Source organism: Umezawaea tangerina (assembly GCF_003002815.1).
Lineage (GTDB): Bacteria > Actinomycetota > Actinomycetes > Mycobacteriales > Pseudonocardiaceae > Umezawaea > Umezawaea tangerina.
The window spans coordinates 113680-139201 of record NZ_PVTF01000007.1; the positions used below are offsets into that span (position 1 = coordinate 113680).

At 73.0% G+C, this 25522-nt stretch carries 27 protein-coding genes; 15 read left to right on the forward strand and 12 right to left on the reverse strand.

Going from position 1 to position 25522, the window contains the following annotated elements:
- Window positions 1-91: 91 nt before the first annotated feature.
- A complete protein-coding gene (locus CLV43_RS23660) occupies window positions 92-412 on the reverse strand; it encodes a hypothetical protein (protein WP_106189469.1) in 321 nt (106 codons plus the stop codon).
- Window positions 413-529: 117 nt separating this feature from the next.
- Here CLV43_RS23660 and CLV43_RS23665 point away from each other — a divergent pair, with 117 nt between their 5' ends.
- Together CLV43_RS23665 and CLV43_RS23670 are read left to right on the forward strand one after the other, a co-directional pair.
- A complete protein-coding gene (locus tag CLV43_RS23665) occupies window positions 530-1150 on the forward strand; it encodes a flavodoxin family protein (RefSeq protein ID WP_106189470.1) in 621 nt (206 codons plus the stop codon).
- A gap of 77 nt (window positions 1151-1227) precedes the next feature.
- The gene (locus CLV43_RS23670; RefSeq protein WP_146174884.1) at window positions 1228-2715 is read left to right on the forward strand and encodes a DUF1707 domain-containing protein; all 1488 of its coding nucleotides are present in this window, start codon (window positions 1228-1230) and stop codon (window positions 2713-2715) included.
- 7 nt (window positions 2716-2722) lie between these two features.
- On the opposite strand, the gene CLV43_RS23675 is transcribed toward CLV43_RS23670, so the two are convergent.
- Window positions 2723-2938, reverse strand: coding sequence for a hypothetical protein (locus tag CLV43_RS23675; RefSeq protein ID WP_106189472.1), 216 nt, complete (start codon window positions 2936-2938; stop codon window positions 2723-2725).
- A gap of 147 nt (window positions 2939-3085) precedes the next feature.
- Between CLV43_RS23675 and CLV43_RS23680 the strand changes: the two genes are divergently transcribed.
- The 4 genes from CLV43_RS23680 to CLV43_RS23695 all read left to right on the forward strand — a co-directional run bounded on the left by CLV43_RS23680 (window position 3086) and on the right by CLV43_RS23695 (window position 6337).
- On the forward strand, window positions 3086-3961 hold the full coding sequence (locus tag CLV43_RS23680) for an ABC transporter ATP-binding protein (protein WP_106189473.1): 876 nt from the start codon (window positions 3086-3088) through the stop codon (window positions 3959-3961).
- On the forward strand, window positions 3958-4926 hold the full coding sequence (locus CLV43_RS23685) for an ABC transporter permease subunit (RefSeq protein ID WP_106189474.1): 969 nt from the start codon (window positions 3958-3960) through the stop codon (window positions 4924-4926). Before CLV43_RS23680 ends, CLV43_RS23685 begins: the two co-directional genes overlap by 4 nt.
- A 48-nt stretch (window positions 4927-4974) precedes the next feature.
- Complete coding sequence (locus CLV43_RS23690; protein ID WP_106189804.1) at window positions 4975-5358, forward strand: GntR family transcriptional regulator; 384 nt, start codon at window positions 4975-4977, stop codon at window positions 5356-5358.
- 67 nt (window positions 5359-5425) lie between these two features.
- The gene (locus CLV43_RS23695; protein WP_106189475.1) at window positions 5426-6337 is read left to right on the forward strand and encodes an ABC transporter ATP-binding protein; all 912 of its coding nucleotides are present in this window, start codon (window positions 5426-5428) and stop codon (window positions 6335-6337) included.
- A gap of 380 nt (window positions 6338-6717) precedes the next feature.
- On the opposite strand, the gene CLV43_RS23710 is transcribed toward CLV43_RS23695, so the two are convergent.
- The 3 genes from CLV43_RS23710 to CLV43_RS23720 form a co-directional block, all read right to left on the reverse strand.
- Window positions 6718-7110: a hypothetical protein gene (locus CLV43_RS23710; protein ID WP_106189477.1), complete on the reverse strand. Its 393-nt coding sequence runs from the start codon at window positions 7108-7110 to the stop codon at window positions 6718-6720.
- 89 nt (window positions 7111-7199) lie between these two features.
- Window positions 7200-9698: an ATP-binding protein gene (locus CLV43_RS23715; protein ID WP_146174885.1), complete on the reverse strand. Its 2499-nt coding sequence runs from the start codon at window positions 9696-9698 to the stop codon at window positions 7200-7202.
- A gap of 95 nt (window positions 9699-9793) precedes the next feature.
- Entirely contained in the window at window positions 9794-11320 is a 1527-nt protein-coding gene (locus CLV43_RS23720) for an FAD-binding protein (RefSeq protein ID WP_106189479.1), read from the reverse strand.
- A gap of 337 nt (window positions 11321-11657) precedes the next feature.
- Between CLV43_RS23720 and CLV43_RS23725 the strand changes: the two genes are divergently transcribed.
- From CLV43_RS23725 to CLV43_RS23745, 5 genes are read left to right on the forward strand one after another with little or no spacing between them, the layout of a single operon-like run.
- Window positions 11658-12998 carry an ATP-binding protein gene (locus CLV43_RS23725; protein WP_211304514.1) on the forward strand — a complete coding sequence of 447 codons (1341 nt, stop codon included), beginning with the start codon at window positions 11658-11660 and terminating at the stop codon, window positions 12996-12998.
- 8 nt (window positions 12999-13006) lie between these two features.
- Window positions 13007-13414 (forward strand): roadblock/LC7 domain-containing protein, encoded by a 408-nt coding sequence (locus CLV43_RS23730; protein ID WP_211304515.1) that lies wholly within the window; start codon window positions 13007-13009, stop codon window positions 13412-13414.
- Window positions 13411-13764: a DUF742 domain-containing protein gene (locus CLV43_RS23735; RefSeq protein WP_106189480.1), complete on the forward strand. Its 354-nt coding sequence runs from the start codon at window positions 13411-13413 to the stop codon at window positions 13762-13764. The genes CLV43_RS23730 and CLV43_RS23735 overlap by 4 nt, the downstream gene beginning before the upstream one ends.
- Window positions 13742-14341, forward strand: a complete 600-nt coding sequence (locus tag CLV43_RS23740; RefSeq protein WP_106189481.1) for a GTP-binding protein — start codon at window positions 13742-13744, stop codon at window positions 14339-14341. The genes CLV43_RS23735 and CLV43_RS23740 overlap by 23 nt, the downstream gene beginning before the upstream one ends.
- The gene (locus CLV43_RS23745; RefSeq protein ID WP_211304516.1) at window positions 14338-15678 is read left to right on the forward strand and encodes a cytochrome P450 family protein; all 1341 of its coding nucleotides are present in this window, start codon (window positions 14338-14340) and stop codon (window positions 15676-15678) included. Before CLV43_RS23740 ends, CLV43_RS23745 begins: the two co-directional genes overlap by 4 nt.
- Before the next feature lie 52 nt (window positions 15679-15730).
- On the opposite strand, the gene CLV43_RS23750 is transcribed toward CLV43_RS23745, so the two are convergent.
- Window positions 15731-16603, reverse strand: coding sequence for an SDR family oxidoreductase (locus CLV43_RS23750; protein WP_106189482.1), 873 nt, complete (start codon window positions 16601-16603; stop codon window positions 15731-15733).
- A 47-nt stretch (window positions 16604-16650) separates the two neighbouring features.
- Here CLV43_RS23750 and CLV43_RS23755 point away from each other — a divergent pair, with 47 nt between their 5' ends.
- A complete protein-coding gene (locus tag CLV43_RS23755; protein ID WP_106189483.1) occupies window positions 16651-17247 on the forward strand; it encodes a TetR/AcrR family transcriptional regulator in 597 nt (198 codons plus the stop codon).
- A gap of 108 nt (window positions 17248-17355) precedes the next feature.
- Here CLV43_RS23755 and CLV43_RS23760 read toward each other — a convergent pair whose 3' ends face one another.
- Window positions 17356-18420: an aldo/keto reductase gene (locus CLV43_RS23760; RefSeq protein WP_106189484.1), complete on the reverse strand. Its 1065-nt coding sequence runs from the start codon at window positions 18418-18420 to the stop codon at window positions 17356-17358.
- Window positions 18421-18541: 121 nt separating this feature from the next.
- Here CLV43_RS23760 and CLV43_RS23765 point away from each other — a divergent pair, with 121 nt between their 5' ends.
- On the forward strand, window positions 18542-19372 hold the full coding sequence (locus CLV43_RS23765; protein ID WP_106189485.1) for a helix-turn-helix transcriptional regulator: 831 nt from the start codon (window positions 18542-18544) through the stop codon (window positions 19370-19372).
- Window positions 19373-19522: 150 nt separating this feature from the next.
- Here the strand turns inward: CLV43_RS23765 and CLV43_RS50100 are convergent, their stop codons facing one another.
- Complete coding sequence (locus CLV43_RS50100) at window positions 19523-19645, reverse strand: hypothetical protein (protein WP_281262177.1); 123 nt, start codon at window positions 19643-19645, stop codon at window positions 19523-19525.
- A 172-nt stretch (window positions 19646-19817) separates the two neighbouring features.
- Between CLV43_RS50100 and CLV43_RS23770 the strand changes: the two genes are divergently transcribed.
- Window positions 19818-21644: an ABC transporter ATP-binding protein gene (locus tag CLV43_RS23770; RefSeq protein ID WP_106189486.1), complete on the forward strand. Its 1827-nt coding sequence runs from the start codon at window positions 19818-19820 to the stop codon at window positions 21642-21644.
- A gap of 24 nt (window positions 21645-21668) precedes the next feature.
- On the opposite strand, the gene CLV43_RS23775 is transcribed toward CLV43_RS23770, so the two are convergent.
- The 4 genes from CLV43_RS23775 to CLV43_RS23790 all read right to left on the reverse strand — a co-directional run bounded on the left by CLV43_RS23775 (window position 21669) and on the right by CLV43_RS23790 (window position 24896).
- Window positions 21669-22427 carry a CPBP family intramembrane glutamic endopeptidase gene (locus CLV43_RS23775; RefSeq protein WP_106189487.1) on the reverse strand — a complete coding sequence of 253 codons (759 nt, stop codon included), beginning with the start codon at window positions 22425-22427 and terminating at the stop codon, window positions 21669-21671.
- Window positions 22424-23329, reverse strand: a complete 906-nt coding sequence (locus CLV43_RS23780) for an NAD(P)H-binding protein (protein ID WP_106189806.1) — start codon at window positions 23327-23329, stop codon at window positions 22424-22426. The genes CLV43_RS23775 and CLV43_RS23780 overlap by 4 nt, the downstream gene beginning before the upstream one ends.
- 85 nt (window positions 23330-23414) lie before the next feature.
- The gene (locus CLV43_RS23785; RefSeq protein ID WP_106189488.1) at window positions 23415-24194 is read right to left on the reverse strand and encodes a M15 family metallopeptidase; all 780 of its coding nucleotides are present in this window, start codon (window positions 24192-24194) and stop codon (window positions 23415-23417) included.
- Window positions 24195-24233: 39 nt separating this feature from the next.
- A complete protein-coding gene (locus tag CLV43_RS23790; RefSeq protein WP_106189489.1) occupies window positions 24234-24896 on the reverse strand; it encodes a TetR/AcrR family transcriptional regulator in 663 nt (220 codons plus the stop codon).
- An 87-nt stretch (window positions 24897-24983) separates the two neighbouring features.
- On the opposite strand from CLV43_RS23790, the gene CLV43_RS23795 reads away from it, so the two are divergent.
- On the forward strand, window positions 24984-25505 hold the full coding sequence (locus CLV43_RS23795; protein ID WP_106189490.1) for a nitroreductase/quinone reductase family protein: 522 nt from the start codon (window positions 24984-24986) through the stop codon (window positions 25503-25505).
- Window positions 25506-25522: the final 17 nt, after the last annotated feature.

Consider the following 25522-nt stretch of genomic DNA (forward strand, 5'->3'; position numbering starts at 1 on the left):
CCCGGGAGATCGGCTCCGCTTCCCCATGGTTTGCCGACATGCTTTCACGTTGCCGAGGCGGCCGCGTTCCGGCCGCTGCCGGGGGCGGGGCTCACCCCGTGGCGGGCGCTTCCCCCAGTTCGGCCAAGCCGTGCTCCCACCGGTGTCGCCGCTGCTCGGACGTCTGCTCCCACCACGGGGTGCCGCGCTCGCCGAGCGCCACCTTCGCGACCTGGACCCGTGCACGTGCCGAGGCGGGGTCGTCACCGGCGCGCAGCGCCCGTCCGACATCGCGGCGCGCGGCCATCAGCGCCTTGCGCAGCACCGCGGCCGCGGGCTCGGGCACCTCCGGGTCGGTGGCCCGCCAGCGACGGCCGGAGATGACGACGAAGTGCCCGTCGTCGGTCTTCGGCGGGGGTTCCTTCCCGGCCATCGCACCTCCTGCCCCGGTCCTCCGCGGACCGGTTACCCGGCGGGCCGCGCTCCACACCGACACCGCCCGATCGGGTCGCGGCGGTGTGAACCCGCGAGGCCGGGGTATTCGCCGGGCATGACCACCACGAAACCGCCGCTGCGCGCACTCGCGCTCGTCTGCACCCTGTCGCCCTCCCCGTCCGAGTCCAGCAGCCAGCTCATCGCCGACCAGGTGCTGGGAGCGCTGGCCGAGCACGGGGTGACGGGGGAGAGCGTCCGGCTGGTCGACCACGACGTGAAGCCGGGTGTCCTCACCGACATGGGCGAGGGCGACGACTGGCCGTCCATCCGGGAGCGGATGCTCGCCGCCGACATCCTGCTGGTGTCGACCCCGACGTGGATGGGCCAGGCCAGCAGCGTGGCGCAGCGGGCGATGGAGCGGTTGGACGGCGAGCTGTCCGAAAAGGACGACGAGGGCAGGCTGCTGACCTACGGCAAGGTCGGTGTCGTGGCCGTAGTGGGCAACGAGGACGGCGCGCACAAGATCAGCGCGGACCTCTACCAGTGCCTCAACGACGTCGGCTTCACGATCCCCGCGGGCGGCGTGACGTACTGGAACGGCGAGGCGATGCAGGGCAAGGACTACAAGGACCTCGACGAGACCCCGGAGGCCACCGCCGGGACGACGAAGACCCTGGCCGCCAACGCCGCCCACCTGGCCCGGCTGCTCAAGGCGGAGCAGTACCCGGCGACCTGACCGCCCGTGCCGCCACGCGGGTGTTGATCCACGACCCCGCCCCCGCCACACTCGTGTCCGGCCGGGTGTTTCGGGGGGTGCGGGCTTCTGTGGTCGCGTGGTGGAACGCGCAGGCGCGCAAGGGGGCTAGGCGGCTGCACGCGGTGGCGGTGCTGGACTACGGGCTGGCGTGCGGAGGCCTGGACCAGGACCGCTACGCGCGTCTCCGGCAGGTGGTGCTGACGGCGGACTACCACGACCTGCCCGCCGTGGTCGCCGACGTGCCCGCGCCGAGGTGGGACACGATGCCCGTCGGCGCGCCCGTGGACGACCACCAGCGCGCGTTCGCGGCCACGTTGCTGGACATCGCCGCGCGGTACGGGTTGGTGGACGGCTCGGACCGCAGGTGGCGGACCGCGTTCGCGGCCAAGGCGCGGACGGCGGCCGACCTGCTCGTGCTGTTCCTCGACCTCGAACCGCACCTGCGGCACCGCCGCGACGACCCGGCGATGGTGGCGGGGCTGGACCGGCTGGCCTTCGTGCGGACGATCCTCAAGGCCAGGGGGCGCGGAAGGCTCAGTCGAGCCGAGTTCGACGGCCTCCTCGAACGGACGGCCGCGGGTGATGACCTCGACGTGCTGCGTGCGGAGGTGGACAACCCCGGTCAGGCCGACCGTTCGGGCTCCGCGGACCTGTCGTCGAACCACGTGACCTGGGAAGGCGCCAAGGCGGAACCCACCGAAGTGGATCCAGCTGGGGTCGAGCCGGTGGCCACGCTGGAGCCGCGCGTCAAGACCAGGCGGGTGCCCAGGGCCAAGCCGGTCGTCAAGCCGGAGCCGGTTGCCGAGCCGGAGCCGCGGGTCGAGACCAGGCGGGTGCCTGGGGCCAAGCCGGAGCCGGTGGTTGAGCCGGAGCCGGTTGCCGAGGTCGAGCCGGTGGCCGAGCCCGTGATCAGGCCGGTGCCGCCCGTCGAGATCAAGCTGGTGCCCAAGGCCAGAGCAGTCGCCAAGCCCGAACCAGTCGCCAAGCCGAAGACGGTCGCGAAGGTCGACCCGGAGATCGAGGCCTGCCCGGTCGTCCGGGCCAAGCCGGTCGCCGAAGTCGGGCCAGTCGCCAAGTCCGATCCGGTCGCCGAATCCAAGCCTGCCGCCGAACCCGAGCGAGCCGTCGACATCGAGCCGGCTGTGGCCCCCGTGGCCGCTGAGCCGCCGGCGCTCGACCTGGACCGCGCCCGGATCGCCAAGTACCTGGAGCAGGCGTTGTTCGACGAGCGGCTCGGTCCGGGCGAGTATTCCGCCCGGACCGTCGCCGTGTGGTCGGCGACCACCTCCCACGACCTCGCGGAACTCGTGGTCGACCTACCGCTGCCCGCCGACGAGCCGCTGCGCGACCGCAGACCGGACGCGCACGCCGACGACCTGCTCACCCCGGCCCAGCGCCAGACCGCGCTCGACCGCCTCGACCGCGCGATGGCCGGTGGCGCGCTCACCCTGTGGGAGTACGAGACCCGCCTGGACGCGGCCGTCAACGCCCGCACCTTCCAGGACCTCGCCCCCGTGACGGACCACCTGCCACCCGGCTGGTAGCGGCGGTTCAGCGCGTTCGCACGTCCCCGTGCGAGTCGACCGAGTCGTCTTGGGACGACTCGAACCCCGAAGGAGCGTCGTCCTCGCGGTCGGTCTCGTAGGGGTCGGGGTTGGTCTTGGCGAGTTCCTCGGCGGAGGCCTTGGCCTCGTCGATGAGGTCCTGGTTGTCGGCGAGCCGTTCTTCCATGGCCTCGATGTCGACGTCCGGCTTGTCCTCGGCCATGTGGGCTCCTCGTTCGGGCCGGGCGGGGTGCCCTGGCGGTCGGAGGGTCCCCGGTGGGGGTGGTGCGCAAACCGGTGCGGGACCTCGGGTGCAGGGGGAGAACACCCTTTCACTAGTTACCTAGGGAACAAGTGCTACGGTGGTCGCATGACGGACGAACAGCTGCCGGTGCGGGCTGACGCGCTGGGGAAGAAGTACCCGCGGGGGTGGGCGTTGCGGGAGTGCGCGCTGGAGGTCCCGGCGGGGCGGGTCGTGGCGCTCGTCGGGCCGAACGGGGCGGGCAAGAGCACGTTCATGGGGTTGGTCACCGGGTTGTTGCGGCCGACGACGGGGCGGATCGAGGTGTTCGGCGACACGCCGAACGGGCGGGGCATGCACCCGGCGGTGTCGTACCTGACGCAGCAGAAGCCGCTGTACCCGCAGATCACCGTGGCCGAGACGCTCAGGTTCGGCAGGAACTCGAACCCCGGCTGGGACCAGGCGTACGCGGAGGAGCTGGTGGCCCGTGCGAGCGTGCCGCTCACCGCGAAGGTGGGCACGCTGTCCGGCGGGCAGCGCACCAGGGTGGCGCTGGCGGTGGCGCTGGGCAAGCGGCCGCGGATGCTGATGCTCGACGAGCCGCTGGCCGACCTCGACCCGCTCGCGCGGGAGGTCGTGCTGAGGACGTTGCTGACGGAGTGCCGCGACCAGGGCATCACGGTGCTGCTGTCCTCGCACGTGCTGGCCGAGCTCGAAGGGGTGTGCGACCACCTCGTGCTGCTGTCCGAGGGACGGATCCAGCTCGCCGGTGACGTGACCGCGCTGCTCGACGGCCACGTCCTGCTGGTGGGCCCGCTCGGCGTGCCGTGCCCCGCGCCGCCCGCGTCGGTCGTGGACGTGCAGACGGTGGACGGCGCGCAGGTCGTACACGCCGTCGCGCACCCGATGCCCCCGCAGCACGGCTGGCGGTCGCTGCGACCGCGGCTGGGTCAGCTCACGCTCGCCTACATGCGCAGCGGTGGTTCCGCGGAGGTGGCGGCATGACCTGGATCGTCTGGCGCCTGCAACGCCCGTTGTTCATCACCCTCGCCGCGGGCATCGTGCTTGCCGTCGGGGGCGCGCTGCTGCTGCGGGCCGTGATGACCGCTGATATCGCCGCGGCCGGATTGGCGGACTGCGTCCGGGAAGGCTTGCAGCGGGGCGTGGGTGGCGCGTGCGGCAGCAGGCAGGTCATGGAGTTCCAGAACGCCTGGGGCAACCGGATGTGGGTCGCGCAGGTGCTGGTCCTCGGGCTGCCCGTGCTGGTCGGGGTCTTCGTCGGCGCGCCGCTGTTCGCCCGCGAGTACGAGCAGGGCACGCACGCGCTGGCGTTCACGCAGTCGGTGAGCCGCACCCGGTGGATGGTCACCAAGTTCCTCGTCACGGTCCTGCCCGCGCTGACCGCGGTGGTCGTCATCCAGCTCGCGGTCGCGCACTGGGTCGCGGCGGCGGGGGAGCTGGGGCCGCAGCAGTCCGGCCCGTTCACCGCCATCAGCTTCGGTGTCGCGGGCGTGTCACCCGCCGCTTATGCCCTGTGCGCCTACACCCTCGGCATGTTCGTCGGGGCCGTGTCCAAGCGGACGCTCGTGGGCATGAGCCTGGCGCTCGGCGCGTTCGTCGTGATCCGCTTCGTGGTCGACGGGTTCAGGGAGTCGCTCGGCACGACCACGCGGGTGACCTTCGACGACCCGTTCGAACGGGTGGACAAGAGCGCGGGGTTGACGGTGGACGGTGGCTGGCTCACCGCGGACGGGAAGGAGGTCACCGACACCTCCCGGTATGACTTCAGCGACTGCGCGACCAAGGACTCCACGACGTGCTACCACGAGAAGGGGCTGGTGAAGTCGTTCTACGACATCATCCCGGCCGACGCGGTGGGGGCGCTGCACCTGGCCGAGGCGTCGATCTTCGTGGCGCTGTCGGCGGTGTTCGTCGCGGGCACGGTGTGGGCGGTGCGCAGGCAGGTCTGAAGGTGCTGGTGGCGAGCGCGGGACGGGGGGAGACCTATGCTGGACGGCATGATCGAGTTTCGCATCGATCGGCACTCCGGGGTGGCCACCTACCTCCAGATCGCGGCACAGGTCAAGCAGGCGATGCGGATGGGCCTGCTGGGGCCGGGCGACCAGCTGCCGACGGCACGGGAGGTGGTGGAGAGCACCACGGTGAACCCCAACACCGTGCTCAAGGCGTACCGCGAGCTCGAGCACGAGGGGCTCGTGGAGGGCCGTCGCGGTGTGGGCACCTTCGTCATGGCCTCGCTGGCGACCGACGCGGCGAAGGCCGGTGCCCCGCTGCGGGAGGAGCTGGACCTGTGGATGGGCCGCGCGGTGTCCGACGGCCTCGTGGTCGACGTGGTGGACGCGATCTACACCGACGTGCGATCGGCGCACTACGAGGCCTAGCGCCGCCCGTGTCCACAGTGGAGGGTCCCTGTGGACGTCATGGTGACTTCGGAGGGGAACACCGGTCATGAACTCGACGCGTCCGGACGACGGCTTGGTGCGGGTGCGGGGTGTGGCGAAGCACTTCGGGCGCAAGGCCGCGGTGAGCGACTGCACCTTCACCCTGCCGGAGGGCAGCGTCACGGCGCTGGTGGGCCCGAACGGCGCGGGCAAGAGCACCTTGCTGTCGCTGGTCGCCGGGCTCGTCACCCCCACCCGCGGTGAGATCACCGTGCACGGCACCCCGGTGCGCGGCCGGATGCACCCGGACGTCTCGTTCCTGATCCAGCGCCGTCCGCTCTACGACCGGATCACGGTGCGCGAGATGATGCGGGCCGGCGGCGCGCTGAACGACCGCTGGTCGGCCGAGCGCGCGGACGAGGTGCTCGACCTGCTGGCGGGAGTGGACCGGGACGCCAAGGTCGGCGCGCTGTCCGCGGGCGCGCGCACCCAGGTCTCCATCGCGCTGGCGCTGGGCCGGATGCCCAAGGTGCTGCTGCTCGACGAGCCGCTGTCGGACCTGGACCCCTTGGCGCGCGACGAGACGCTGCGGATCGTGATGACCGACGTGGCCGAGCGCGGCACCACCGTGCTGCTGTCCTCGCACCTGCTCACCGACCTCGGCGACGTGTGCGACCACCTGCTGCTGCTCGACGAGGGCCGGGTGCAGCTCACGGGGGAGGTCGACGGGATCCTCGCCGACCACCGGGTGCTGGTCGGCCCCGTCGGCACCGCGCTGCCGACCGAGGGCGCGGTGGTCGACGTCTCGCACACGTCGAGGCAGACCACGGTGCTGCTGCGCGGCGGTCCCGAGCCCGAGGGCTGGCAGGCCGAGCACCCCGACCTGGTGTCGCTGGTGATGCGCTACCTCCGGGCCTCCAGGGCACGCCGCGCGCCGGCACGGGAGAGGTCCCGGACCGGCGCCCCACACCCGTCCTAGGAGCTGTTTGGGGTTTGGATCATGTGGTTGGGGTCAGGGTCCTCAACCACATGACCGCAGCTCGTAGACGTAACCCGGCCTCGTAGCCTTCCGCTGACTTGTCATAGCGAGTGGCCGGCCCACGCCATGTCTTGATCTTCTGAAAGCAGCTTTCGACGGTGTTGCGTTGTGCGTAAAGCACGGGATCGGACGAGACCGGCCGTCCTCCAGTGGAGCCCTTCCTCTTCCGGTTGGACGGGTGCGAGGCCGACCGGCCTCGCCGGGGACCCGGATCTTGTTCAGCACGGCCTGGAACCGTGGGGAGTCCGCGGCCTGACCGGGCGGGAGCACGAACGCCAGCGGCATCCCGCCCGCGTCGACCACGGCGTGGATCCTGCTGCTCAGCCCGCCTCGGGACCGGCCGAGCCCGGCCGCCTCCGCCCGCGCCTTGCGACGTCGCCGGAGACCGGCACGATCCTGACCGATGGATGTGCCCGCGCAGTCCTTGTCCGCCTTGGCCTGCGGCTGATCACCCGCAGCACCCGCTGCCGCGTAGGCAATGGAGCCCCTTTTTCCTCGGTCAGTGCCTGTTCCAGCGCATCGAGGGTCTCACCGGCGATCGCGAGCCCGGCCGATTCGTGATGGGCCCGCACGATCGTGGAGTCCACGCTGACCAACTCCAATCCGACCTGTCCACGAGACGCGGCCTCGGCGATCAGCGCGTCCATCAACACCTGGAACACCCCGACCTTGACCCAGGCGTTGAACCGGGGGTAGACGGTGGACCAGGGCATCGGTCAGATCAAAACGCGCCACATCCGTGTTCTACCAGCCCGACCAGCTCACCACCGGCCCCTACCTGGATCCGAATCCCAGACAGCCCCTAACGCCGCGGCGGGCGGTCGGGGGCGCGCTGGACGACCCACGCGGCGAGGGCGAGGCGGTTGGCCACGCGCAGCTTGGTGTAGATCCGGCTGAGGTGGGTCTCGACGGTGCGCTTGGTGGCCTTCACCTCCCGCGCGATCTCCTCGTTGCTCAGGCCGCGGGCGATGAGCAGGGCGATGCGCTCCTGGTGGGGCGTGAGGTCCTGCCAGCCGCCCGCGGTGCCGCGGGCGGCAGGCGGCGCCCCGGCGGACGGAGGGCGCAGCGCGAGGGCGTGGACGTCGTCGGTGGGCAGCCGCCGACCGGTGTCGTAGTGGGTGCTGAAGCGGCTGCGCCCGATCCGGTCGGTCACCATCCGCTCGGCGACCGCGGTCTGGTCCCGCAGCGGGATCAGGTAGTTGACCTTCGACCCGGCGTCGACCTGCTGGCGGACCGCGCCCCCGTGCAGGGTCGCGGCCAGCTCGGCCGACGCGGTGCGGGCCAGTGCCCAGTAGATGGCCGTGCCGGACCAGGCGCTGCCCCACTTGTCACCGAGGGCGACCTGGGTGCGCAGACCGTCCTGGAACCGCCGCAGGGCGTCCTCCGGGTCGCCGCCGAACCGCAGCGGCACCAGCCCCGTGACCCACTGCGCCCAGCTCCCGGCCCACCGCGCACCGCCCGCCTCGGCCTCGGCCACGCACGTCCGGGCCGTGGACTCCGCCTCGTGCCGGTCCTGGCCGAGCAGGCCCGCGCCGAGGCTGAGCACCAGCGTGGCCTGGTGCTTGTCACCGGTGAGCTCGGTCGCGGTCCGCGCCGCGGCGGTGAGCTTCCCGACGGCACGCCTGAGCAGGTCCAGCGACCGCGGCTCGCCGAGGGCGAGCAGGCCGTAGGCGCCGTCGACGAAGTCCGCGGCCGCGGGCGGACACGCGGTCAGCCCGAGCGCCGCGACCATGTCGCGACAGCGGTCCCGCATGGCCGCGGCTTCCTCGTGGTCGCCCTGGCACAGCAGGATCCAGCCGCGCATGGCCGCGGCGGAGACGAGCAGCGGGCTGGGGTCGGGAGGGCACCGCTCCATCAGCCGCCTGAGCCACGTGCCGCCCTCGGGCAGCAGGCCGGAGAACCACCAGAAGCGCAGCCGGGCCAGGTCCAGCGCGATCTCCAGGCCGAGCTCGGGTTCCCCGTTGTCCCGCAACCAGGTCATGGCGCTGCGGAAGTTGTCCAGCTCGCGCGCGCCCAGGGCCAGCCACGCGACCTCGTCCATCCCGTCGCGGGCGTTGAGCCACGAGTCGGCGGCCCGGCGCGCCAGCCCGCCGAAGTGCCGGGCGTGCGCATCGCGGACCCGCGCCTCCCCACCGCTCTCCCTGAGCTTGCCCAGGGCGTAGTCGCGGGTCGGCGGGAGCATCCGGTAGCGGCCCGTGGGGGTGTCGACCTGGAGCATGGTGTGGTCCACCAGCGCGCCGAGCAGGTCGATGACCTCGTCGCGGTCGATGCCGTCGCCGCTGCACACGTGCTCGACGTCCTCGAGGTCGCATCCTCCGGTGAACACCGCGATGCGGCCGAGCAGGACGCGTTCGGGCTCGGTGCACAGCTGGAACGTGTCGTCCTGGGCCATCCGCAGCGTCTTGTGGTGGGGCTGGGGCCGTCGCGTGCCACGGCTGGTGAGCAGCGCGCCACCGGCCAGCCGTTGCAGCACCACGGCCGGCGGTAAGCCGGACTTGATCCGCGCGGCGATGAACTCGAGCACCAGGGGCAGCCCGCCGGACCACCGGGCCAGGTCCAGCGCGTCGGGCAGCTGCTCGACGGGGATCTTGCGCCCCGCCGCGGTGACGAGGTGCAGCAGCAGGGTCATCGACTCCGAGGTGTCGTCGACGTCCGCGTGCTCACCGGGGATCGACAGCGGCGCGAGGGGGACCAGGAGCTCCAGCGGCAGCCCCACCTCCATCTTCGACGTCGCGAGGATCTGCAGGGCGGGCGCCTCCGACAGCAGGATCGAGGCCAGGTCCCCGACGGCGTCGCGCACCTTCTCGCAGTTGTCCAGCACCAGCAGCGGCCCGGCGAGCTCCTCGGGTGACCGGTCGGCGGTGTCTTGGGCGTCCTCTGCGTCCTCTGGGTCCTGGTGCTGCGCAAGGTGCGTGACGAGGACGTCGAGCGGGTCCTGGGAGGACACGTTGGTGATGCCCAGCGCCTCCTGGGTCATCCGGGCGATGGTGTCCAGGTCGAGGTCGCCCTGCTGCGGTGCCCGGTCCTGCCCGCCGTCGAGGTCGGCGAGGTAGACGAAGGCGGTGCGGCGCTGCCGGGCGGCCACGACGGTCATGACCTCCTGGGCCATCCGCGTCTTGCCGATGCCGGACGGACCGCCCAGGGTGATCAGCCGCCGGACCGGCCGCCCGGCCGCGTCGACCTCCCGCAGCGCCCCGAGGACCTCCGCCACCGCCTCGTCGCGCCCGACCAGCCGCGACAGCGCCGCACTGGACCTCGACGGGTCCCTCCTGGTCGTCTCGACCCCACTCGCCACGATCATCGCTTTCGTCCGCACTCCATCGCCGGGAAACCGGTCCATTCAACCGCGCCCGGCGGCGGCCCGTGCCCGGAGGGGACGACCGCCGGGCCGTCGGCTCACGGCGCCGCGGGGCCGCTGGGGTCGGCGTCGAACACCATGCCGGGACCGGGGGTGAGGATCCGCCGCGGGTCGTAGCGGTGCTTGGCCGCGACCACCTCGGGCCAGGTGCTGCCGTAGTGCCGCCGCCACGCCCGCGCGGTCCACTCCTTGGCGCCGATGGGGTAGACGAAGGACCCCTCGTCCGGGTCGGCGCCGGTGTCCGGTGCGGACACGACGTCGAACCGCTGCTCCCACAAGGCGTTGCGCGCCAACGCGCGGGCGCTGAACGTCGCGGGCGAGCCGGTGTCGGCGCTGTTGGTCGTCAGCGCGTCGCAGAGCCACACGCGCGAAGTCCCCTTGGGCACCCGCAGGCGCGGAGCCGTGAACCCGTCGGCCTCGTGGGGGAAGGCCAGGACGAACCCCGTGCCCGGCGACCAGTCCTCCGGCGACATCGACCGGATGAGCGCCCCCAGGTGGTCCTCGACGTCCTCGTCGGCCACGAACACGTCGAACCACGGCTTCTTGAGCCGGTCCCACGCGCCGTCCCGGCGGACCTGCTCGAACATCGTGTCGTGGGTCAGGGCGAAGGACAGGTAGTCCTGCTCGCCCCGCGAGTGCCGGTCGGGCTCGGGCAGGTCGCGCAGCAGGTGCCGGTCGCCGGTCGTGCCGTCCCCGAACCGGGCCACGTGCACCCGGAACTCCGGGCCGCCGGACCCGGTGGGCGGCCACACCCAGAGGAACAGCTCGTCGGCCTCGCGCCGATCCATCAGCTCGCGCAGCACCGCGAAGGCGTCGCCCATGCGCTCGGCCCCGAACACCAGCTCGTGGGTGTGCACGGTGTCCGGCATCGCGACCACCTCCAGGCGGACCCTGGTGATGATCCCGACCTGCCCCAGACCCGCCAGCGCCGCCCGGAACAGGTCGGGCTGCCGCTCCCGCGAGCACCACACCACGTCACCGCGACCGGTCACGACCTGCATCTCGCGAACCAGTTCCACCTGCCCTCCGAACCGGTAGGCCGCGGAGATGCCGCCGACGCTGAGGGTCCCGCCGACGGTGAGGCCCAGGAAGTGGGTCAGCGCGGGGAAGCGCACCCCGCGGCCCGCGGCCTCGACGACCAGGTCGTGCCACAGCAGACCCGCGTCGACGTCGGCGACGCCCTCGCCGATGGTGTGGACCGCGCGCAGGGAGGTCATGTCGACGACCAGGCCGTCGGGCACGAGGCCCTGGCCGAAGACCGTGTGCTTGGCACCGCGGGCGGCGACGGAGATCCCGCGCTCGGCGCAGAAGGCGACCATGGCGGCGACGTCCTCGACGCCGCGGGGACGCAGCACCGCGCCGGGGCGGCCGAACACCATGTTGCCCATGTCCCCGCTGTGCTCGTCGAGCACGGTCCCGGACATCAGCAAGGACCCGGCCAGCTTCGGTGTCGGCACCACCTGGCCCTCCGCCGCGTCCGCGACGAACACCCACTTGTGGCGCAGCGGGTCGAACGCGACGCCGACGACGCGGTCGACCTCGGCCGCGGTGACAGGACCAGGCACGGGAGTTCTCCTTGTGGCAGTGGGGTGATCGGCTCGGGGGAGCCGTTCCACATGATCGTCCTCGGGACTGCCGGAGGTGTACGTGTTCTCCGACCGGGTGGGTCACGTGGCGTTTTCCGGTCGGCCCAGCGGGAACGGCGGGCACACGTACGTGGGCGGGTCGAGCACGTACGTGTCGGCCGGGGCGCCTGCGTGTCGCCGGGACCGGGAAACTGCGGGAAGCACGTACCCGCGCGGCCGCGGGGTCCGCAAGGATTGCGCGGTGCTCCCGAGGCGGCGGAAGTCGTTGCCCCGCGGGAGCTCCCGACGCGTCCCCGTTCCCGAAGGGCATGACTTGTTGACCCGCTTCACCACGACCGATCCGTGGGTGTTGGCCGCAGGGCTGCCGCTCGTCGTCGTCCTCCTGGTGCTGCTGGTCCGCCAAAGACACGTCACGACCGTGCAGCGGCAGCGCACCCTGGCCGCCGAGCTGGGCATCTCGATGCGCGAGGAGGAGCTGGCGCACCTCGTCGACAGCCGGCTGCCCGCGGAGGTCGACCGCGCGGGCGGCGCCGACGTCGAGGTGCCCGCCGCGCGCCACCCGCAGCTGAGGGGCACCCGGTTCGGGGACCTGTGCCAGGCGCTGCTCGTGATGGCGGGCACCTACGAGACCGACGCCCACAAGCGCTCCAGCGACGAGGCCAAGGAGACGGTGCGGGGGATGGCCGCCGCCGTGCAGAGCCTGGCCGCGGAGCAGCAGGTCGCGGTGTCCGGCATGCAGGACCAGCACAACGACCCCGCCGTGCTGGAGGGGCTGCTGCGCATCGACCACGCCAACTCCCAGCTCGGCCGTCGCGCCCAGGCGCTGGCCGTGCTGTGCGGCGCGTGGCCGGGGACGCAGCGCTCCGCCGCCGAGCTGTCCGACGTCGTGCGCGGCGCGGTCTCGCGCATCCGCGACTACCTGCGCATCGAGGTGCGGGTGGAGCTGCCGGTCGCCGTCGTGGACACCCACGTGGAGCCCGTGGTGCTGGCGGTCGCGGAGCTGCTGGACAACGCGGCGCGCTCGTCGCAGTCGGGCACGCTGGTGCGGGTCCACGCGGAGCTCGGCCACAACGGCACGTCGGTCATCATCGACGACGCGGGCGTCGGCATGACCGCCGAGCAGATCGCACGGGCGACCCGGCTGCTGTCCGGCCGCGAACCGGTGGACATCCGCAGGCTGGGCAACCCGCCGCAGACCGGGTTCGCGGTGTGCGGCGTGCTGGTCGGCAAGTACGGCTTCCAGGTCTCCGTCGACGGGAACTCGCCCTACGGCGGCGTGCGCGCCGTGCTGTTCCTGCCCAACGCGCTGCTCGTCACGGCCAAGGCGGACGCGCAGGCGCCCGCGGGCCGGACCAGGGCGACGCCCACGTCCCGACCGGACCGCGTCGTGCCCGGCACGTCGGCCGCGGCGAACGGCACCACGCCCAACGGGCTGCCCATCCGCCGACGGCACCGCCCGGTGACCGCGAGCGCCCCGACCCCCAGGGCCCCGTCGGTCCCGTCGGCCCCGAGGCACGAGGTCCGGGACGAACCGCGGACCGCGGAGGAGACGGCGTCGGCCATCAGGTCGTGGCAGCGGGCCAGCGCGACGGGCATGACCGATCGACCACTCGCCGGGAACCTCGGCGACCAGCCAACGGAGGACCTCCGACCATGATGCCCGCCGTGACCGACAACGCCCTCGGCTGGATGCTCGACCAGGCGCTGCAAGGGGTGCCGCACGCGCTGGACGCGATCCTCTTCTCCACCGACGGACTGCTCATCGCCCACTCCGCGGGCCTCGGCCGGGACGACGCCGAACCGCTCGCGGCCGGGCTGTCCGCCTCGGCCGCGCTCGCCAGGCAGAACAGCGGCACGCTCGCCGACGGACCGCGGGGGTGGCGGCAGAGCATCGACGAGTACGAAGGCGGCTACCGGCTGCTCATGGCTGCCGGACCGGGCGCGATGCTCGCCGCCACGGCCAGCACGCGGGTGAACCTGGGCGAGCTGACCTACCAGCTCCAGAAGCTGGTGCAGAGAGTCGGCAAGGAGCTGACCAGTCCTCCCCGGCAGGACACCGGCAGCCCGTCATGACCCCGGTCCCCGGTGGCAGGGCACTGGTGCGCTCCCACGTGGTCACCGGCGGACGCGGGACCCCCAGCCGCAACACCCTCGACCACGTCACCCTGATCACCGCGAGCAGGGAGGACGTCGAGGGCCTCGAGCCGGAGACGCGGCGCCTCGTGCGGCTGTGCCTGGGCGGCTGGCTGTCGGTCGCGGAGGCCGCCGTCCACCTGGGACTGCCGGTCAGCGTGACCAAGGTGCTGGTCGCCGACCTCGTCGACAGCGGCCACGTCACCGCAACCGCGCCCGCCGCGCCGGCGGGTGCCCCCTCGCCGCAGCTGCTGAAGGACGTGCTCGATGGGCTCCGCGCTCTCCTCTGACCCCGCCTACCTGCCGCCCACGGTGCGGCGCGCGGCGAAGATCCTGGTCACCGGGCACTTCGCCGTGGGCAAGACGACGTTCGTGCGGACGCTGTCCGAGATCGAGCCGCTGCGGACCGAGGAGGTCATGACGCGGGCGGGCGAGCTCGTCGACGACCTCGCGGGCGTCGAGGGCAAGACGACGACCACCGTGGCGATCGACTTCGGCCGCCGCACGCTGAGCGACACCCTGGTGCTGTACCTGTTCGGCACACCGGGCCAGGACCGGTTCGTGCACCTGTGGGAGGGCTTCGCCCACGGCGCGCTCGGTGCCCTCGTGCTGGTCGACACCCGCAGGCTCGCCGACTCGTTCGACGTGGTCGCCCGCCTGGAGGACATGGCGCTGCCCTACGCCGTGGCCGTGAACCACTTCGACGGCGCCCCGCGCTACCCCGACGACGAGCTCCGCCAAGCCCTCGACCTGCTGCCCGACACCCCGTTGGTGACCTGCGACGCGCGTGACCGCCCCTCGTCGGTGCGCGCGGTGATCGGGCTGGTCGACCACCTCCTCCTCCACCTCCCGCAGGAGCACCCGTGACCCGCCACCTCCCCGCCGACGCGCCACCGCCGGGATGCCCCGCGCACAACCGCACCGCCCTGCACGGCCCGGCGTTCGCGGCCGATCCCGCCGGGACGTACGCGGCGCTGCGCGAGCACGGCCACATCGCGCCGGTCGAGCTCGCACCGGGCGTCCCGGCGTCGCTGGTCGTCGGCTACCGGACCGCGCTGCAGGTGCTGCGCGACCCGACCACCTTCCCCAGGGACCCGCGCCGCTGGCAGGACGGCGTCCCGCCGGACAGCCCGGCGCTGGGGGTGATGCGGTACCGGCCCAACTGCATGTTCGCCGACGGCGCGGAGCACGCCCGGCTGCGCGGCGCGATCACCACCTGCCTGGAGCGGGTCGACCGCACGGCCCTGCGCGCGGACACCGTGCGCGTCGCCGACGGGCTCATCGACGGCTTCGCCGGGACCGGGCGCGTCGACCTGCTCGCGCACTACGCCCGGCCCCTGATGTTCATCCTGTTCACGAACCTCTTCGGGTGCCCGCCGCAGCTGAGCGAACGGCTCGCGACCAACACCAAGGCGCTGTTCGACGGGTGCGACCCCGAGGCCGCCGACCGCGCCCTCAACGCCACCCTGCAGGAGCTGGTCGAGCTCAAGCGGCGCCGACCGGGCCACGACCTCGTGACCCGGTTGCTGGCGGCCGACCTGAGCGACGAGGAGCTGCGCCAGACCGTGCTGGTGCTGATGGGCGGCGGGTCCGAGCCGACCGCCGACCTGATCGCCAACGCCCTGTACCGGATGCTGTCCGACGACGGCCTCGGCGGCGGGCTGTCCAGCGGTGTCGTGCGCGTCGACGACGCGGTCGACGAGGTCCTGTGGGTCGACCCGCCGATGGCGAACTACAGCACCTTCTACCCGCGCGAGGCGGTGGCGCTGGCGGGTGTCCTGCTGCCCGCCGACCAACCGGTGGTGATCAGCATGGCCGCCGCCAACACCGACCCGTCGCTGAACCCCGCGCACCGCACGGGGAACCGGTCCCACCTGGCGTTCAGCGCGGGCCCGCACGCCTGTCCCGCCCCGGACCTGGCGCGGCTGCTGGGGGCGACCGCGGTGGAGCGGGTCCTGGACAGGCTGCCCGGACTCGGCCTGGACGGCGGCGCGGGACCGGTCCGGTGGCGGGAGAGCCCGTTCAGCCGCGGCCTGCTCGCGCTGCCCGCGCGCTTCACACCGGTGCGGGTGCCGGTGCCGGATCCGGTGGCACCTGAGGTGGTGCCGCCCGCCGCGCCGGTTCCGCCGAGCCCGGTCACCGGGGAGGTCGGCGTGCGGTCCCGCTCGCGCAACCCGGTCGTGCGGTGGTGGCACGGGCGGTGAGGCGGGTGCCCGCTGTTGGCGCGCAGGCGTTCCGCGGTGCGCGGGCCGTCGGTCAGGACGCCCTCGGGAAGTGCGGGCGGAGGTTCGCGGCCAGGATGCGGTCCAGCGCGCGGTCGGGCGCGAACCGCGCCACGCGGGTGAGGAACGCGGCGTCGCGGCCGATGGTGTAGCGGGAACGGGGCCGCTTGGCCGTGGTGGCCTCGGCGATGACCAGGGCGGCCTTCGCCGCGGGCAGGCCGGACGCGGTGAAGGCGTTGGCCTGGTTGATGATCGCGCGCAGCAGACCGCCGTAGCGGGCGGCGTTCACCGGGCTCATCGAGGCGAGCACCTTCTCGGCGCGTTCGACGCCGCGCCCGGTCATCTCCGTCCGCACACCGCCGGGCTCGACGACCACGACCTGCACGCCGTGGGGCTCCAGCTCGCGCCGGAGGGCGTCGCTCATCGCCTCCATGGCGAACTTCGCCCCGGCGTAGGCGCCGTAGGTCGGCATGGCGACCCGGCCGCCGATCGAGCTGATGTTGACCACCCGCCCACCGCTGGCGTGCAGTGCGGGCAGGACCGCCTTGGTGACGGCGACGTGGCCGAAGAAGTTGACGTCGAACTGCCGACGCCACTCCGGCATCGACAGGACCTCGACGGGCGCGTTGATCGCGATGCCCGCGTTGTTGACCACGGCCCGCAGCGGTCGGCCCGCCGGGTCGTTCGCGATGCGCGCGGCGACCGCGTCGATCTGCTCCGCGTCGGTGATGTCGAGGACGACCGGCTCCAGGTTCCCCGTCCGCAGGGCGGCCCCGTCCTCCTCGCGCCGCACGCCCGCGAGCACGTGGTAGCCGCGGCCCGCGAGCTCGCGGGCCGCGGCAGCGCCCATCCCGGTGGACGCGCCGCTGATCAGGACGAGCTCTTTTAGTTCATGTGACGTTGTCATATGAAGACCGTAGCAGTTCGTGTGACAGCGTCAAGTAGACTGCGGCGGTGGTCAGCAGAACGGAGAGCGCCGCGGCCACCCGCCGCGAACTCGTCGCCGCCGCGGCCGAACTGCTCGACGAGAGCGGCCCCGAGGGGGTGACCTTGAGGGCGGTCGGTGCACGGGCGGGCGTCTCGCGCGGCGCTCCGTACGGGCACTTCCCCGACAAGGAGCACCTGCTCGCCGCCGTCGCGGAGCAGTGCTGGACCGGCATCGGCGACGAGCTGGACCGGCTGCTCGCCGACCACGACCTGCCTCCCGCGGAGCGCCTGGAGCGCGCACTGGCCGGACTGCTGGACATCGGCCGCCGCCGCCCGCACGCCTACGCCCTGATGTTCGGCCCGGCCTCGAACGCGTCGGCGGGCGCGGCTGCCGCGGTGTCGCGGACGCACGACCAGTTCCTCTCGATCGTGTCCGGCGTCATCGGCGACCCCGCCCGCGCCCGGCAGTCCGGCGCGCTGCTCATGACCAGCGTCCACGGGGTGGTCAGCATGGAGAACGCGGGCCACCTCGGCGTCGAGAAGTGGCACGCGACCGGCGACCAGCTCCTGCGGCGGCTCATCGGCCTGCTGGCCGCCGACCGGTCGACCGGGGACGACGCCTGACCCTCTCCGTCCACAATGGACCTGTGGATGATCCTCCAGTGCCGCAACGCTTTCCGGGTGCGACCCGCACCGCGGCCCGAACGGGTTCGCGGTGCGGGTCGGGCGGGGTCAGCGGCGGGGCTCGAACGTCATGTCGCCGCGCATGACCGCGCGGATGTGGTCGCCGGCGAGCGCGTCGTGCGGGGTGCCGAGGGCGATCGCGCTGACGGCGTCGAGGCGGGCGAGCTGATCGGCGGTGAGCTCGACGTCCAGGGCGCCCAGGTTGTCCTCCAGCTGCGCGGGGGTGCGGGCGCCGAGGACCGGTGCCGTCACGCCGGGGTTGTGCAGGAGCCAGGCGAGCCCGACCTGGGCCGGGAGGCGGCCCAGCTCGTCGGCGACCTCCCGCACCACGTCGGCGATGGCGAGGGTGCGTTCGGTGACCAGGCCGAGACCGGTGTTGAAGCTCTTCCGGTTGCTCCCCTCCGCGTCGGCGCCCGACCCGGTGAGGTCCGCGCGGCTGTACTTGCCGGTGAGCAGGCCGCCCGCCAGCGGCGAGTACGGGGTCACGCCCAGGCCCATCTCCCGCGCCATGGGGATGAGGTCGCGCTCCCCGGTCCGGTCGACGAGGTTGTACTCGATCTGCAGCGCCACCAGCGGCGTCCACCCGCGCAGGTCGGCGATCGCCTGCATGCGCGAGACCTCCCAGGCGGGCACGTTGGACATCGCCACGTGCAGCACCTTGCCCTGCCGGACCAGGTCGTCCAGGCCGCGCAGGATCTCCTCGACCGGCGTCGTGAAGTCCCACACGTGCAGGTAGAGCAGGTCGACGTAGTCGGTGCCCAGCCGCCGCAGGCTGCCCTCCACCGACGCGAACAGGCTCTTGCGGCCGCTGCCCGTGGAGTTGGGGTCGCCCGGCCTGCGCAGCGTCGTGTACTTCGTCGCCAGCACCAGGCTTTCGCGGTCGTCGCGGGCGAACTCGCCCAGCAGCCGCTCGGAGCTGCCGCCGGTGTAGGTGTTGGCGGTGTCCAGGAAGTTGCCGCCGCGCCCGACGTAGGTGTCGAACAGCTTGCGCGCCTCGGCCTTCTCGGCGCCCCAGCCCCACTCGGTGCCGAAGGTCGCCGTGCCCAGCGCCAGCGGTGAGACCCGCAGCCCCGAGCGGCCCAGCAGCCGGTAGCTGTCGAGGGTGAGAGGCATCGTGTTCTCCAGTGCTCGTGATCCGTTGTCGAGCATCAAGTCTGCGAGCGCCACCGGTCGGGGATAAGGGAAAGGACTTCCTGGGAAGGCCGGTCCCACCCTGCCGGTAGCATCGGAGGCGATGACCCGCACCGTGGACACGACCCAGGAGCTGGCCGCGTTCCTGCGGGCCCGGCGCGAAGGCCTGGACCCGGACGACTTCGGTCTCCCGGTCCGCAGGCGGTCGAGGCGGACGCCGGGACTGCGCCGCGAAGAGGTCGCCGAGCTGGCCGGGGTGAGCGTCGACTACGTCGTGCGGTTGGAGCAGGCCCGCGGCCTGCGGCCCTCGGCCGACGTGGTGGAGGCGCTGGCCGACGCCCTGCGCCTGACCCCCGACGAGCGCACCTACCTGTTCAACCTGGCCCAGCAGCGGCAGCCCGCCACCGACAAGCCCGCCACGGCCGCGGCACCGCCGCTGGCCCGGCTGGTCGCCGACCTGGCGCCGCTGCCCGCCATGCTGATGAACCACCGCTCCGACATCCTGGCCTGGAACGACGAGATGGCGGAGCTGGTGCTGGACTTCGGCGAGCTGCCGCCCGCGCAGCGCAACTCGATCCGGATCTGCCTGCTGCACCCGCGGACCCGCGACCTCTACGTCGACCGCGACCAGGTGGTCCGGGAGAGCGTCGCCCACCTGCGCGCCGCGTGGGCCGCGCACCCGGAGGACCGGGAGCTGACCGACCTCATCGCCGAGCTCAGCGCCGAGGTCGAGGACTTCGCGCGGCAGTGGACGCGGCAGCCCGTCAAGGTGGGCGGCCGGGGGCGCAAGCTCATGCGGCACCCGGTCGCAGGCCTGGTCTCGGTGGACTTCGAGGTGCTGACGCCGTTGCAGGACCCGGACCAGCTGCTGGCGATCCACCGCCCGTCCGACGAGCGGAGCCGGGTCGCGCTGCAACGGCTCTGGGCCCGCTGACCGACCGGCTTCCCCGCCGCCGAAGCGGACGACGGGTGTGCCGAGCCGCCCACGCGGTCACCGGCGGGCTTCACCGCGGCCGGACCACTCGACCGGTCGCGGTGTCCGGACGGTCCGAGGTCGCCGCGGCGGCCGACCGCACCGCCGGCGTCAGCCCGTCTTGGAGCGCGTCGTCGGCCTGGTCGTCGAGCGGGCGAGGTCGCGCAGCATCCAGACCGTCGCGCTCATCGCGAGCACGATCAGCGGCAGGTACTGCCAAAGCGTGTCCCACATCGGCCCACTCCACCATCGTCGGAACGAATGTCGCGCACACCAGATCGGCTCGGGAGCGGCCGTTCAAACCTGTCGTGACGACTTTGTTCCCGGCGGTTCGCGAGGGGCCGATATTCGATCGCTGCGACGAGGACTTCTGCGGCACCATGAAAGGTGCCCCGAAGGGAGTCGGATGGTCGCGCCGGGTTCGGAGAAACCTGCCCGCAAGAACGCTGTACTACTGGCCCTGCGCCTGTACGGGAAGGAGCTGCGCCGCCACGGGCTCGTCACCGTCGGAGCCCTGGTGTCGCCCGCGCTGGGCGTCACGTGCCAACTCTACCTCGCGCCGTTGGCGGTGGGCGCGCTCGTGGGGAAGCTCGCGGCCGGCGGCGACACCAGCACGGGTGTCGTGCTGCCGTACGTGCTGGCCTTCGGTGGCCTCATGCTCCTCTCGGAGCTGTTGTGGCGCATCGGAATCCACTGCCTCAACCGCACCGACGGGCACGGGATCGAGCACCTGTCCGCGCTCGCCATGGACGAGCTGCTGGGCAAGGACGCGGCGTTCTTCCACGACAACTTCGCCGGGTCGCTCACCAAACGGGTGCTGAGCTTCGCGTTCCGCTTCGAGGACTTCGTGGACGCGCTGTCGTTCAAGATCGTCGCGAACGTCGTCCCGCTGGGCTTCGCGTGCGTCGTGCTGTGGGGCTACAACCCGCTGCTGGTGCTGGTGCTGCTCGGCCTGATCCTGTTCACCGGCTTCGTGGTGGCGCCGCTCATCCGCCGCCGCCAGCGGCTGGTGGACCGGCGCGAGGCCGCCATCGCCAAGGTGTCCGGCCACGTCTCCGACACGCTCATGAACATGGAGACGGTGCGCGCGTTCGCCGCCGAGCCGCGGGAGAGCGCGGAGCACCGGACCCGCGCCGCCGAGCAGCGGACGCTGATGCTGCGTTCGTGGGACTACGGCAACCTGCGCATCGACACCGTGATCGCGCCGCTGTCCGTGCTCACCAACGCCCTCGGCCTCGCGGTCGCGGTCGGGGTCAGCGGCGGCCTCGGCGTGGAGGCGATCGTCGTGACGTTCGCCTACTTCGGCAACGCGACGCGGATCATGTTCGAGTTCAACCAGATCTACCGGCGGGTGGAGAGCACGCTCACCGAGGCGGCCCAGTTCACCGCGCTGCTGCTCGACCCGCCGACCGTGATCGACCCGGAGCACCCGGAACGGCTGCGCGCCACCGACTCCGCCGTCCGGTTCGACAACGTCGTGTTCGCGCACGGCGGCGGCGAGCCGCTGTTCGACGGGCTCGACCTGGACATCCCGGCGGGCACGCGGATCGGGCTGGTCGGCCGTTCCGGCGGCGGCAAGACCACGCTCACCCGGTTGCTGCTGCGGCTGATGGACGTCGACCGGGGCCGGATCCTGGTCGGTGGCCAGGACATCGCCACCCTGCGGCAGGCCGACCTGCGCGGCCTGATCGCGTACGTGCCGCAGGAACCGGCGATGTTCCACCGGACCCTGCGGGAGAACATCGCGTTCGCCCGGCCGGGCGCGACCGACGCGGAGGTCCACCGCGCCGCGCGCGCCGCCCACGTGACGGAGTTCGCGGACGCGCTGCCCGAGGGGTTCGACACCATGGTCGGCGAACGCGGCGTGAAGCTGTCCGGCGGGCAGCGGCAGCGGGTGGCGCTGGCCCGCGCGATCCTGCGGGACGCGCCGATCCTGCTGCTGGACGAGGCGACCAGCGCGCTCGACTCGGAGAGCGAGGTGCTGGTGCAGGAGGCGCTGTGGCGGCTCATGGAGGGCCGCACGGCGATCGTGGTGGCGCACCGGCTGAGCACCGTGGTGCAGATGGACCGGCTGATCGTGCTGGACCGGGGCCGGATCGTCGAGCAGGGCACCCACGCGGAGCTGCTGACCACCGACGGGATGTACGCGAAGCTGTGGCGCCACCAGTCCGGCGGCTTCCTCGACGAGGCGGTGTTCGACGAGTCGCTGTCCGGGGTGCGGATCGCGGAGTGACCCGCGCGGTGTCCGCCGCGCGGGTCAGGGGGCGTCGGAAGGCTCGGTCGGGTCGACCGGGAGGCCGTCGCGGCGGAACAGCGGCGGCAGGAACCGCAGCATGAGCACCGACCAGGTCAGGTGGGTGATGAGGGGGGCCTGGATGCCGCCGGTCGCCCGGCGCTGGAGGCCGAACAGCGCCCCCATCACCCCCGACGCCAGCACCAGCGACGGGTTGCGGGTCGCGGTGGTCGCCAGCGCGTACACCGCCGTGGAGGCGAGCACGGGGTGCCGCCTGCCGGTCGCCGCGTACAGCGCGCCGCGGAAGAAGACCTCCTCGGCCGCGCCGTTGAGCAGGGTCGTGGCCAGGACCGGCGCCGTCGAGCCGCGGTCGGCGTAGCGCAGGACCCGCGAGATGGCCCGGTCCAGGAACGGGACGTGCCTGCACACCAGGGCGCACCCGTAGAACACGCCGAACGCGCCCACGCCCACCAGCACCGGCGTCACGACCGGGCGGCGCAGCGCGTCGCGGTAGCGGGTCCGGCCCAGGTGCAGCGGCCCGGACGCCAGACCGCCGACCACCCACGTGGCCGCGGTGGCCGCGGTCAGGCCGTAGAACCGGGTCGAGTCCGGTGTGGACCGCAGGGACGCCCCGAGCAGCCCGGCACCCGCCAGCGACGTCGCGGCGACCACCCGGCGGCGCCGGTGGAACGCCTCGTCGGACTCGGTGTGCTCGCGCGGGACCTTCTCGACGAGCCAGGCGGGCATCCGCGCCACGACGCGCTCGCGCAGCGTCCGCGTCATCCGCGGTCACCACCGCGCCGGGCCTTCGCCCGTTCGCCCAGTGCGGTGAGCACGGCGGTGTCGAAGTCCACCGGTGTGAACGGGACCAGCGAGCGGATCGAGTCGTCGCGCACGACGACCTCGTTGGCCATGGAGTCGATCAGCGACCGCCCTGTCTGCACGTCCACGTCGGTGACCAGGGCCAACCACCGCGAGGACAGTCCCGGCGTGAGCAGCGGCACGGGCACGACCGGCACGCGGCGGCCCTCGATCGCGGCGACCCGGCGCATCATCTCTACGTACTCGAGGACCTCCGAGCCGCCGATGTCGAACGGGCGCCCCTCGGTCTCCGGCACGTCCAGCACCCCGACGAGGTAGCGCACGACGTCGGCGACGGCGATCGGCTGGCAGCGGGTGCGCACCCAGCGCGGCGCGATCATCGCGGGCAGGTGCTCGACGAGCTGGCGGGTCATCTCCCACGAGATCCCGCCGTGCCCGACGACGATCCCGGCGCGCAGCGTCGTGACCGGCACACCGGACCCGCCCAGCAGCGACTCGACCTCGCGGCGGCTGCGCAGGTGCTCGGACAGGTCGTCGGAGTCGTTGCCCAGGCCGCCCAGGTAGACGATGCGGCGCGTGCCCGCGTCCGCGGCGGCCTTGGCGAAGGTCCGCGCGGCCTCGGCGTCGCGGTCGGCGAAGCGCGGGTCGTCCAGCGAGTGCACCAGGTAGTAGGCGACCTCGACGCCCTCCAGGGCGTCGGCCAGGGAGTCCGGGTCGTGCACGTCGCCGCGCACCGCCGTCCCCTCGCCCCGGTACTCCTCGGGGTGGCGCGTCATGGCGCGCACGTCGTGCCCCTCCTCCACGAGGACGGGGCACAGCCTGCCGCCGATGAATCCGGACGCTCCGGTCACGAGTACGCGCACGACCACCAGCCTGGTGCACCGGACCGGGTTCCGCTGGTTGGCCGACCGGCCGGGGAGCCGCGCCGCCGCGGCTCCCCGGTGGCGGTCACCCCACGGACGACCGGGCGACGGGGAAGTCGAAGTAGGTATCCGGGAACGGCTCGCCGCGCAGGGTGAAGTGCCACCACTCCTCGGCCAGGTTGGTGAAGCCCGCCGCGTCCATCGCGTCCACCAGCAGGTCGCGGTTCCGTCGCGCGACACCGGTGATCCGCGGGTCGGCGGTGTGCGACAGCGGGTCGAAGCAGTCGTACCCGGTGCCCATGTCGACCATGTTGTCCGGGAAGCGCACCCCGACCGGCGCGTAGCAGGGCGTCAGGGGCTCGCCGGGCACGTACGGCCGCTGCGGCGCCGGGGGCAGCCGCACCAGCGTGACGTCCAGCGTGCTGCCCCGGCTGTGCCCGGAGCGCGCGGCGATGTAGCCGTCGAGGAAGAGCCTGGTCTTGTCGACCTGCGGGTAGAACTCGGCCTTCATCGTGGTGTCGGCCAGGTCCTCCGCCCAGCGGACGAAGTGGTCCACGGCCCGCTGCGGGCGGTAGCAGTCGTAGACCTTCAGGGTCAGGCCGAGCGGGCGCACCCGCTGCTGCACGGTCCGCAGCGCCTGCGCCGCCTGCCTGGTGAGCAGGCAGGTCGGTTCGAGGTAGCCGTCGATCGGGACGCCGACGAAGTTGTGGCGGGTGTGGTAGCGGATCTCCTGCACGATCGTCGGGTCCACCGACCGGAGGGCGACGAACCCCGGTTGCGCGGTCCGCGCGGAGGCCGGGACGGGGACGAGGACGAGGGCCAGCGCGGCCAGCAGGGCGCACAGTGCTCTGGAACGGCTTCGCATCACGCGAGTGGTTCTACCGCGTGCGCCCCGCGGGCGGTGCTAATGAGACGGTGGGCTTTCGGGGGCTTCGGGTGTCCGCCCGACGGGCGCGGTGCCGTCGGGCAGCGGCCCGCGGTGGTCGGGGCGCAGGCCGTCGAGGGAGATGTGCAGCAGGCGGGTCCACATCCGGGGGCGGCAGTCGTCGGTGATCCGGACGGCGTGGCCCAGCGACACCAGCAGGAGCAGCAGGTCGTCGGTGGTCACGCCGGGGCGCAACAGGCCCGCGGCACCCGCGCGGGCGCACAGCTCGTCGATCACCAGGCGGAGCTGCCGGATGCCGTCCAGGTCGGGTTCCGCCCAGGTCAGCTCGAAGTTCTCCATGATCGCGCGGTGGCGCGCGTACCCGGCGAGGGCCTGCTCGTAGAAGTCGGTCAGCGCCGCCCAGGGGTCCTCGGCGTCGGCGGCCGCCCGGCGCGCGGAGTCCGCCCACCTCGTGAAGTCCTGGTGCAGGACCGTGCGGACGAGGTCCTCCTTCTTCGGGAAGTGCCGGTAGAGGGTCCCCATGCCCACCCCGCCGCGGCGGGCGATCTCGCGCACGTCCACCGCCGTGCCCTGCTCGGCCAGCACCTCGGCGGCGGCCTCGACGATCGCCTCCCGGTTGCGGATCGCGTCCACGCGCGGCGCGCGCCGCCGTGCGGTGTCCTGCGGGTCGGCCAGTGCCATGCGGCCGAGTCTACCTCCTTATCCGGAGCATGTGCTCCCCTCTGCTACCTTGGCGGAGCAACTGCTCCGGATAGTGGGGAGGACGTAGTGTCCGACGAGACCGAGGTACAGGGCACCACCGGCTGGAACGACCGGATCATCGCCGAGTTCCGGGCGAACGGCGGGTACGTGTCGTGGAGCAGCGACGAGGACTTCGCCGCGGGGCGTCCGCTCCCGCCCCGGATCCCCGGCTTCGCCGACCGGGGCGTGCCGCTGGTCCTGGTGCACCACACGGGCGCCAAGACCGGGCGCGAGCGGATCAGCCCGCTGTTCTTCCAGCCGGTCGACGACGGCTGGGCCGTCTTCGCGACCCACGGCGGCAGTCCGCGGAACCCGGTCTGGTACCACAACCTGATGGCCCACCCGCGGGCCGCGGTCGAGACCGGGACGGAGACGGTGCCGGTGGTGGCCCGGCTCGCCGAGGGCGCCGAGCGCGAGCGGCTCTGGGCGGCCGAGGTGGCGCTCGTCCCGAGGTTCGCCGAGTTCGAGGAGGCCTCCGGCAGGCAGATCCCCGTCGTCGTGCTGGACCGCGTCCCCGCCTCCGACGGGGACGACCCCGCGGCCCGGTGAACCCGCCGATGTCCGAG

Bases quoted from the DNA above. Each gene is read 5' to 3' on its own strand.
- CLV43_RS23790 (WP_106189489.1), bottom strand. From the start codon at position 24,896: ATGGCACTGGCCGACCCGCAGGACACCGCACGGCGGCGCGCGCCGCGC.
- CLV43_RS23715 (WP_146174885.1), bottom strand. From the start codon at position 9,698: ATGATCGTGGCGAGTGGGGTCGAGACGACCAGGAGGGACCCGTCGAGG.
- CLV43_RS23735 (WP_106189480.1), top strand. From the start codon at position 13,411: ATGACCCCGGTCCCCGGTGGCAGGGCACTGGTGCGCTCCCACGTGGTC.
- CLV43_RS23740 (WP_106189481.1), top strand. From the start codon at position 13,742: ATGGGCTCCGCGCTCTCCTCTGACCCCGCCTACCTGCCGCCCACGGTG.
- CLV43_RS50100 (WP_281262177.1), bottom strand. From the start codon at position 19,645: ATGTGGGACACGCTTTGGCAGTACCTGCCGCTGATCGTGCTCGCGATG.
- CLV43_RS23675 (WP_106189472.1), bottom strand. From the start codon at position 2,938: ATGGCCGAGGACAAGCCGGACGTCGACATCGAGGCCATGGAAGAACGG.
- CLV43_RS23695 (WP_106189475.1), top strand. From the start codon at position 5,426: ATGAACTCGACGCGTCCGGACGACGGCTTGGTGCGGGTGCGGGGTGTG.
- CLV43_RS23765 (WP_106189485.1), top strand. From the start codon at position 18,542: ATGACCCGCACCGTGGACACGACCCAGGAGCTGGCCGCGTTCCTGCGG.
- CLV43_RS23680 (WP_106189473.1), top strand. From the start codon at position 3,086: ATGACGGACGAACAGCTGCCGGTGCGGGCTGACGCGCTGGGGAAGAAG.
- CLV43_RS23665 (WP_106189470.1), top strand. From the start codon at position 530: ATGACCACCACGAAACCGCCGCTGCGCGCACTCGCGCTCGTCTGCACC.
- CLV43_RS23750 (WP_106189482.1), bottom strand. From the start codon at position 16,603: ATGACAACGTCACATGAACTAAAAGAGCTCGTCCTGATCAGCGGCGCG.
- CLV43_RS23710 (WP_106189477.1), bottom strand. From the start codon at position 7,110: ATGCCCTGGTCCACCGTCTACCCCCGGTTCAACGCCTGGGTCAAGGTC.
- CLV43_RS23770 (WP_106189486.1), top strand. From the start codon at position 19,818: ATGGTCGCGCCGGGTTCGGAGAAACCTGCCCGCAAGAACGCTGTACTA.
- CLV43_RS23775 (WP_106189487.1), bottom strand. From the start codon at position 22,427: ATGACGCGGACGCTGCGCGAGCGCGTCGTGGCGCGGATGCCCGCCTGG.
- CLV43_RS23685 (WP_106189474.1), top strand. From the start codon at position 3,958: ATGACCTGGATCGTCTGGCGCCTGCAACGCCCGTTGTTCATCACCCTC.
- CLV43_RS23660 (WP_106189469.1), bottom strand. From the start codon at position 412: ATGGCCGGGAAGGAACCCCCGCCGAAGACCGACGACGGGCACTTCGTC.
- CLV43_RS23760 (WP_106189484.1), bottom strand. From the start codon at position 18,420: ATGCCTCTCACCCTCGACAGCTACCGGCTGCTGGGCCGCTCGGGGCTG.
- CLV43_RS23785 (WP_106189488.1), bottom strand. From the start codon at position 24,194: ATGCGAAGCCGTTCCAGAGCACTGTGCGCCCTGCTGGCCGCGCTGGCC.
- CLV43_RS23690 (WP_106189804.1), top strand. From the start codon at position 4,975: ATGATCGAGTTTCGCATCGATCGGCACTCCGGGGTGGCCACCTACCTC.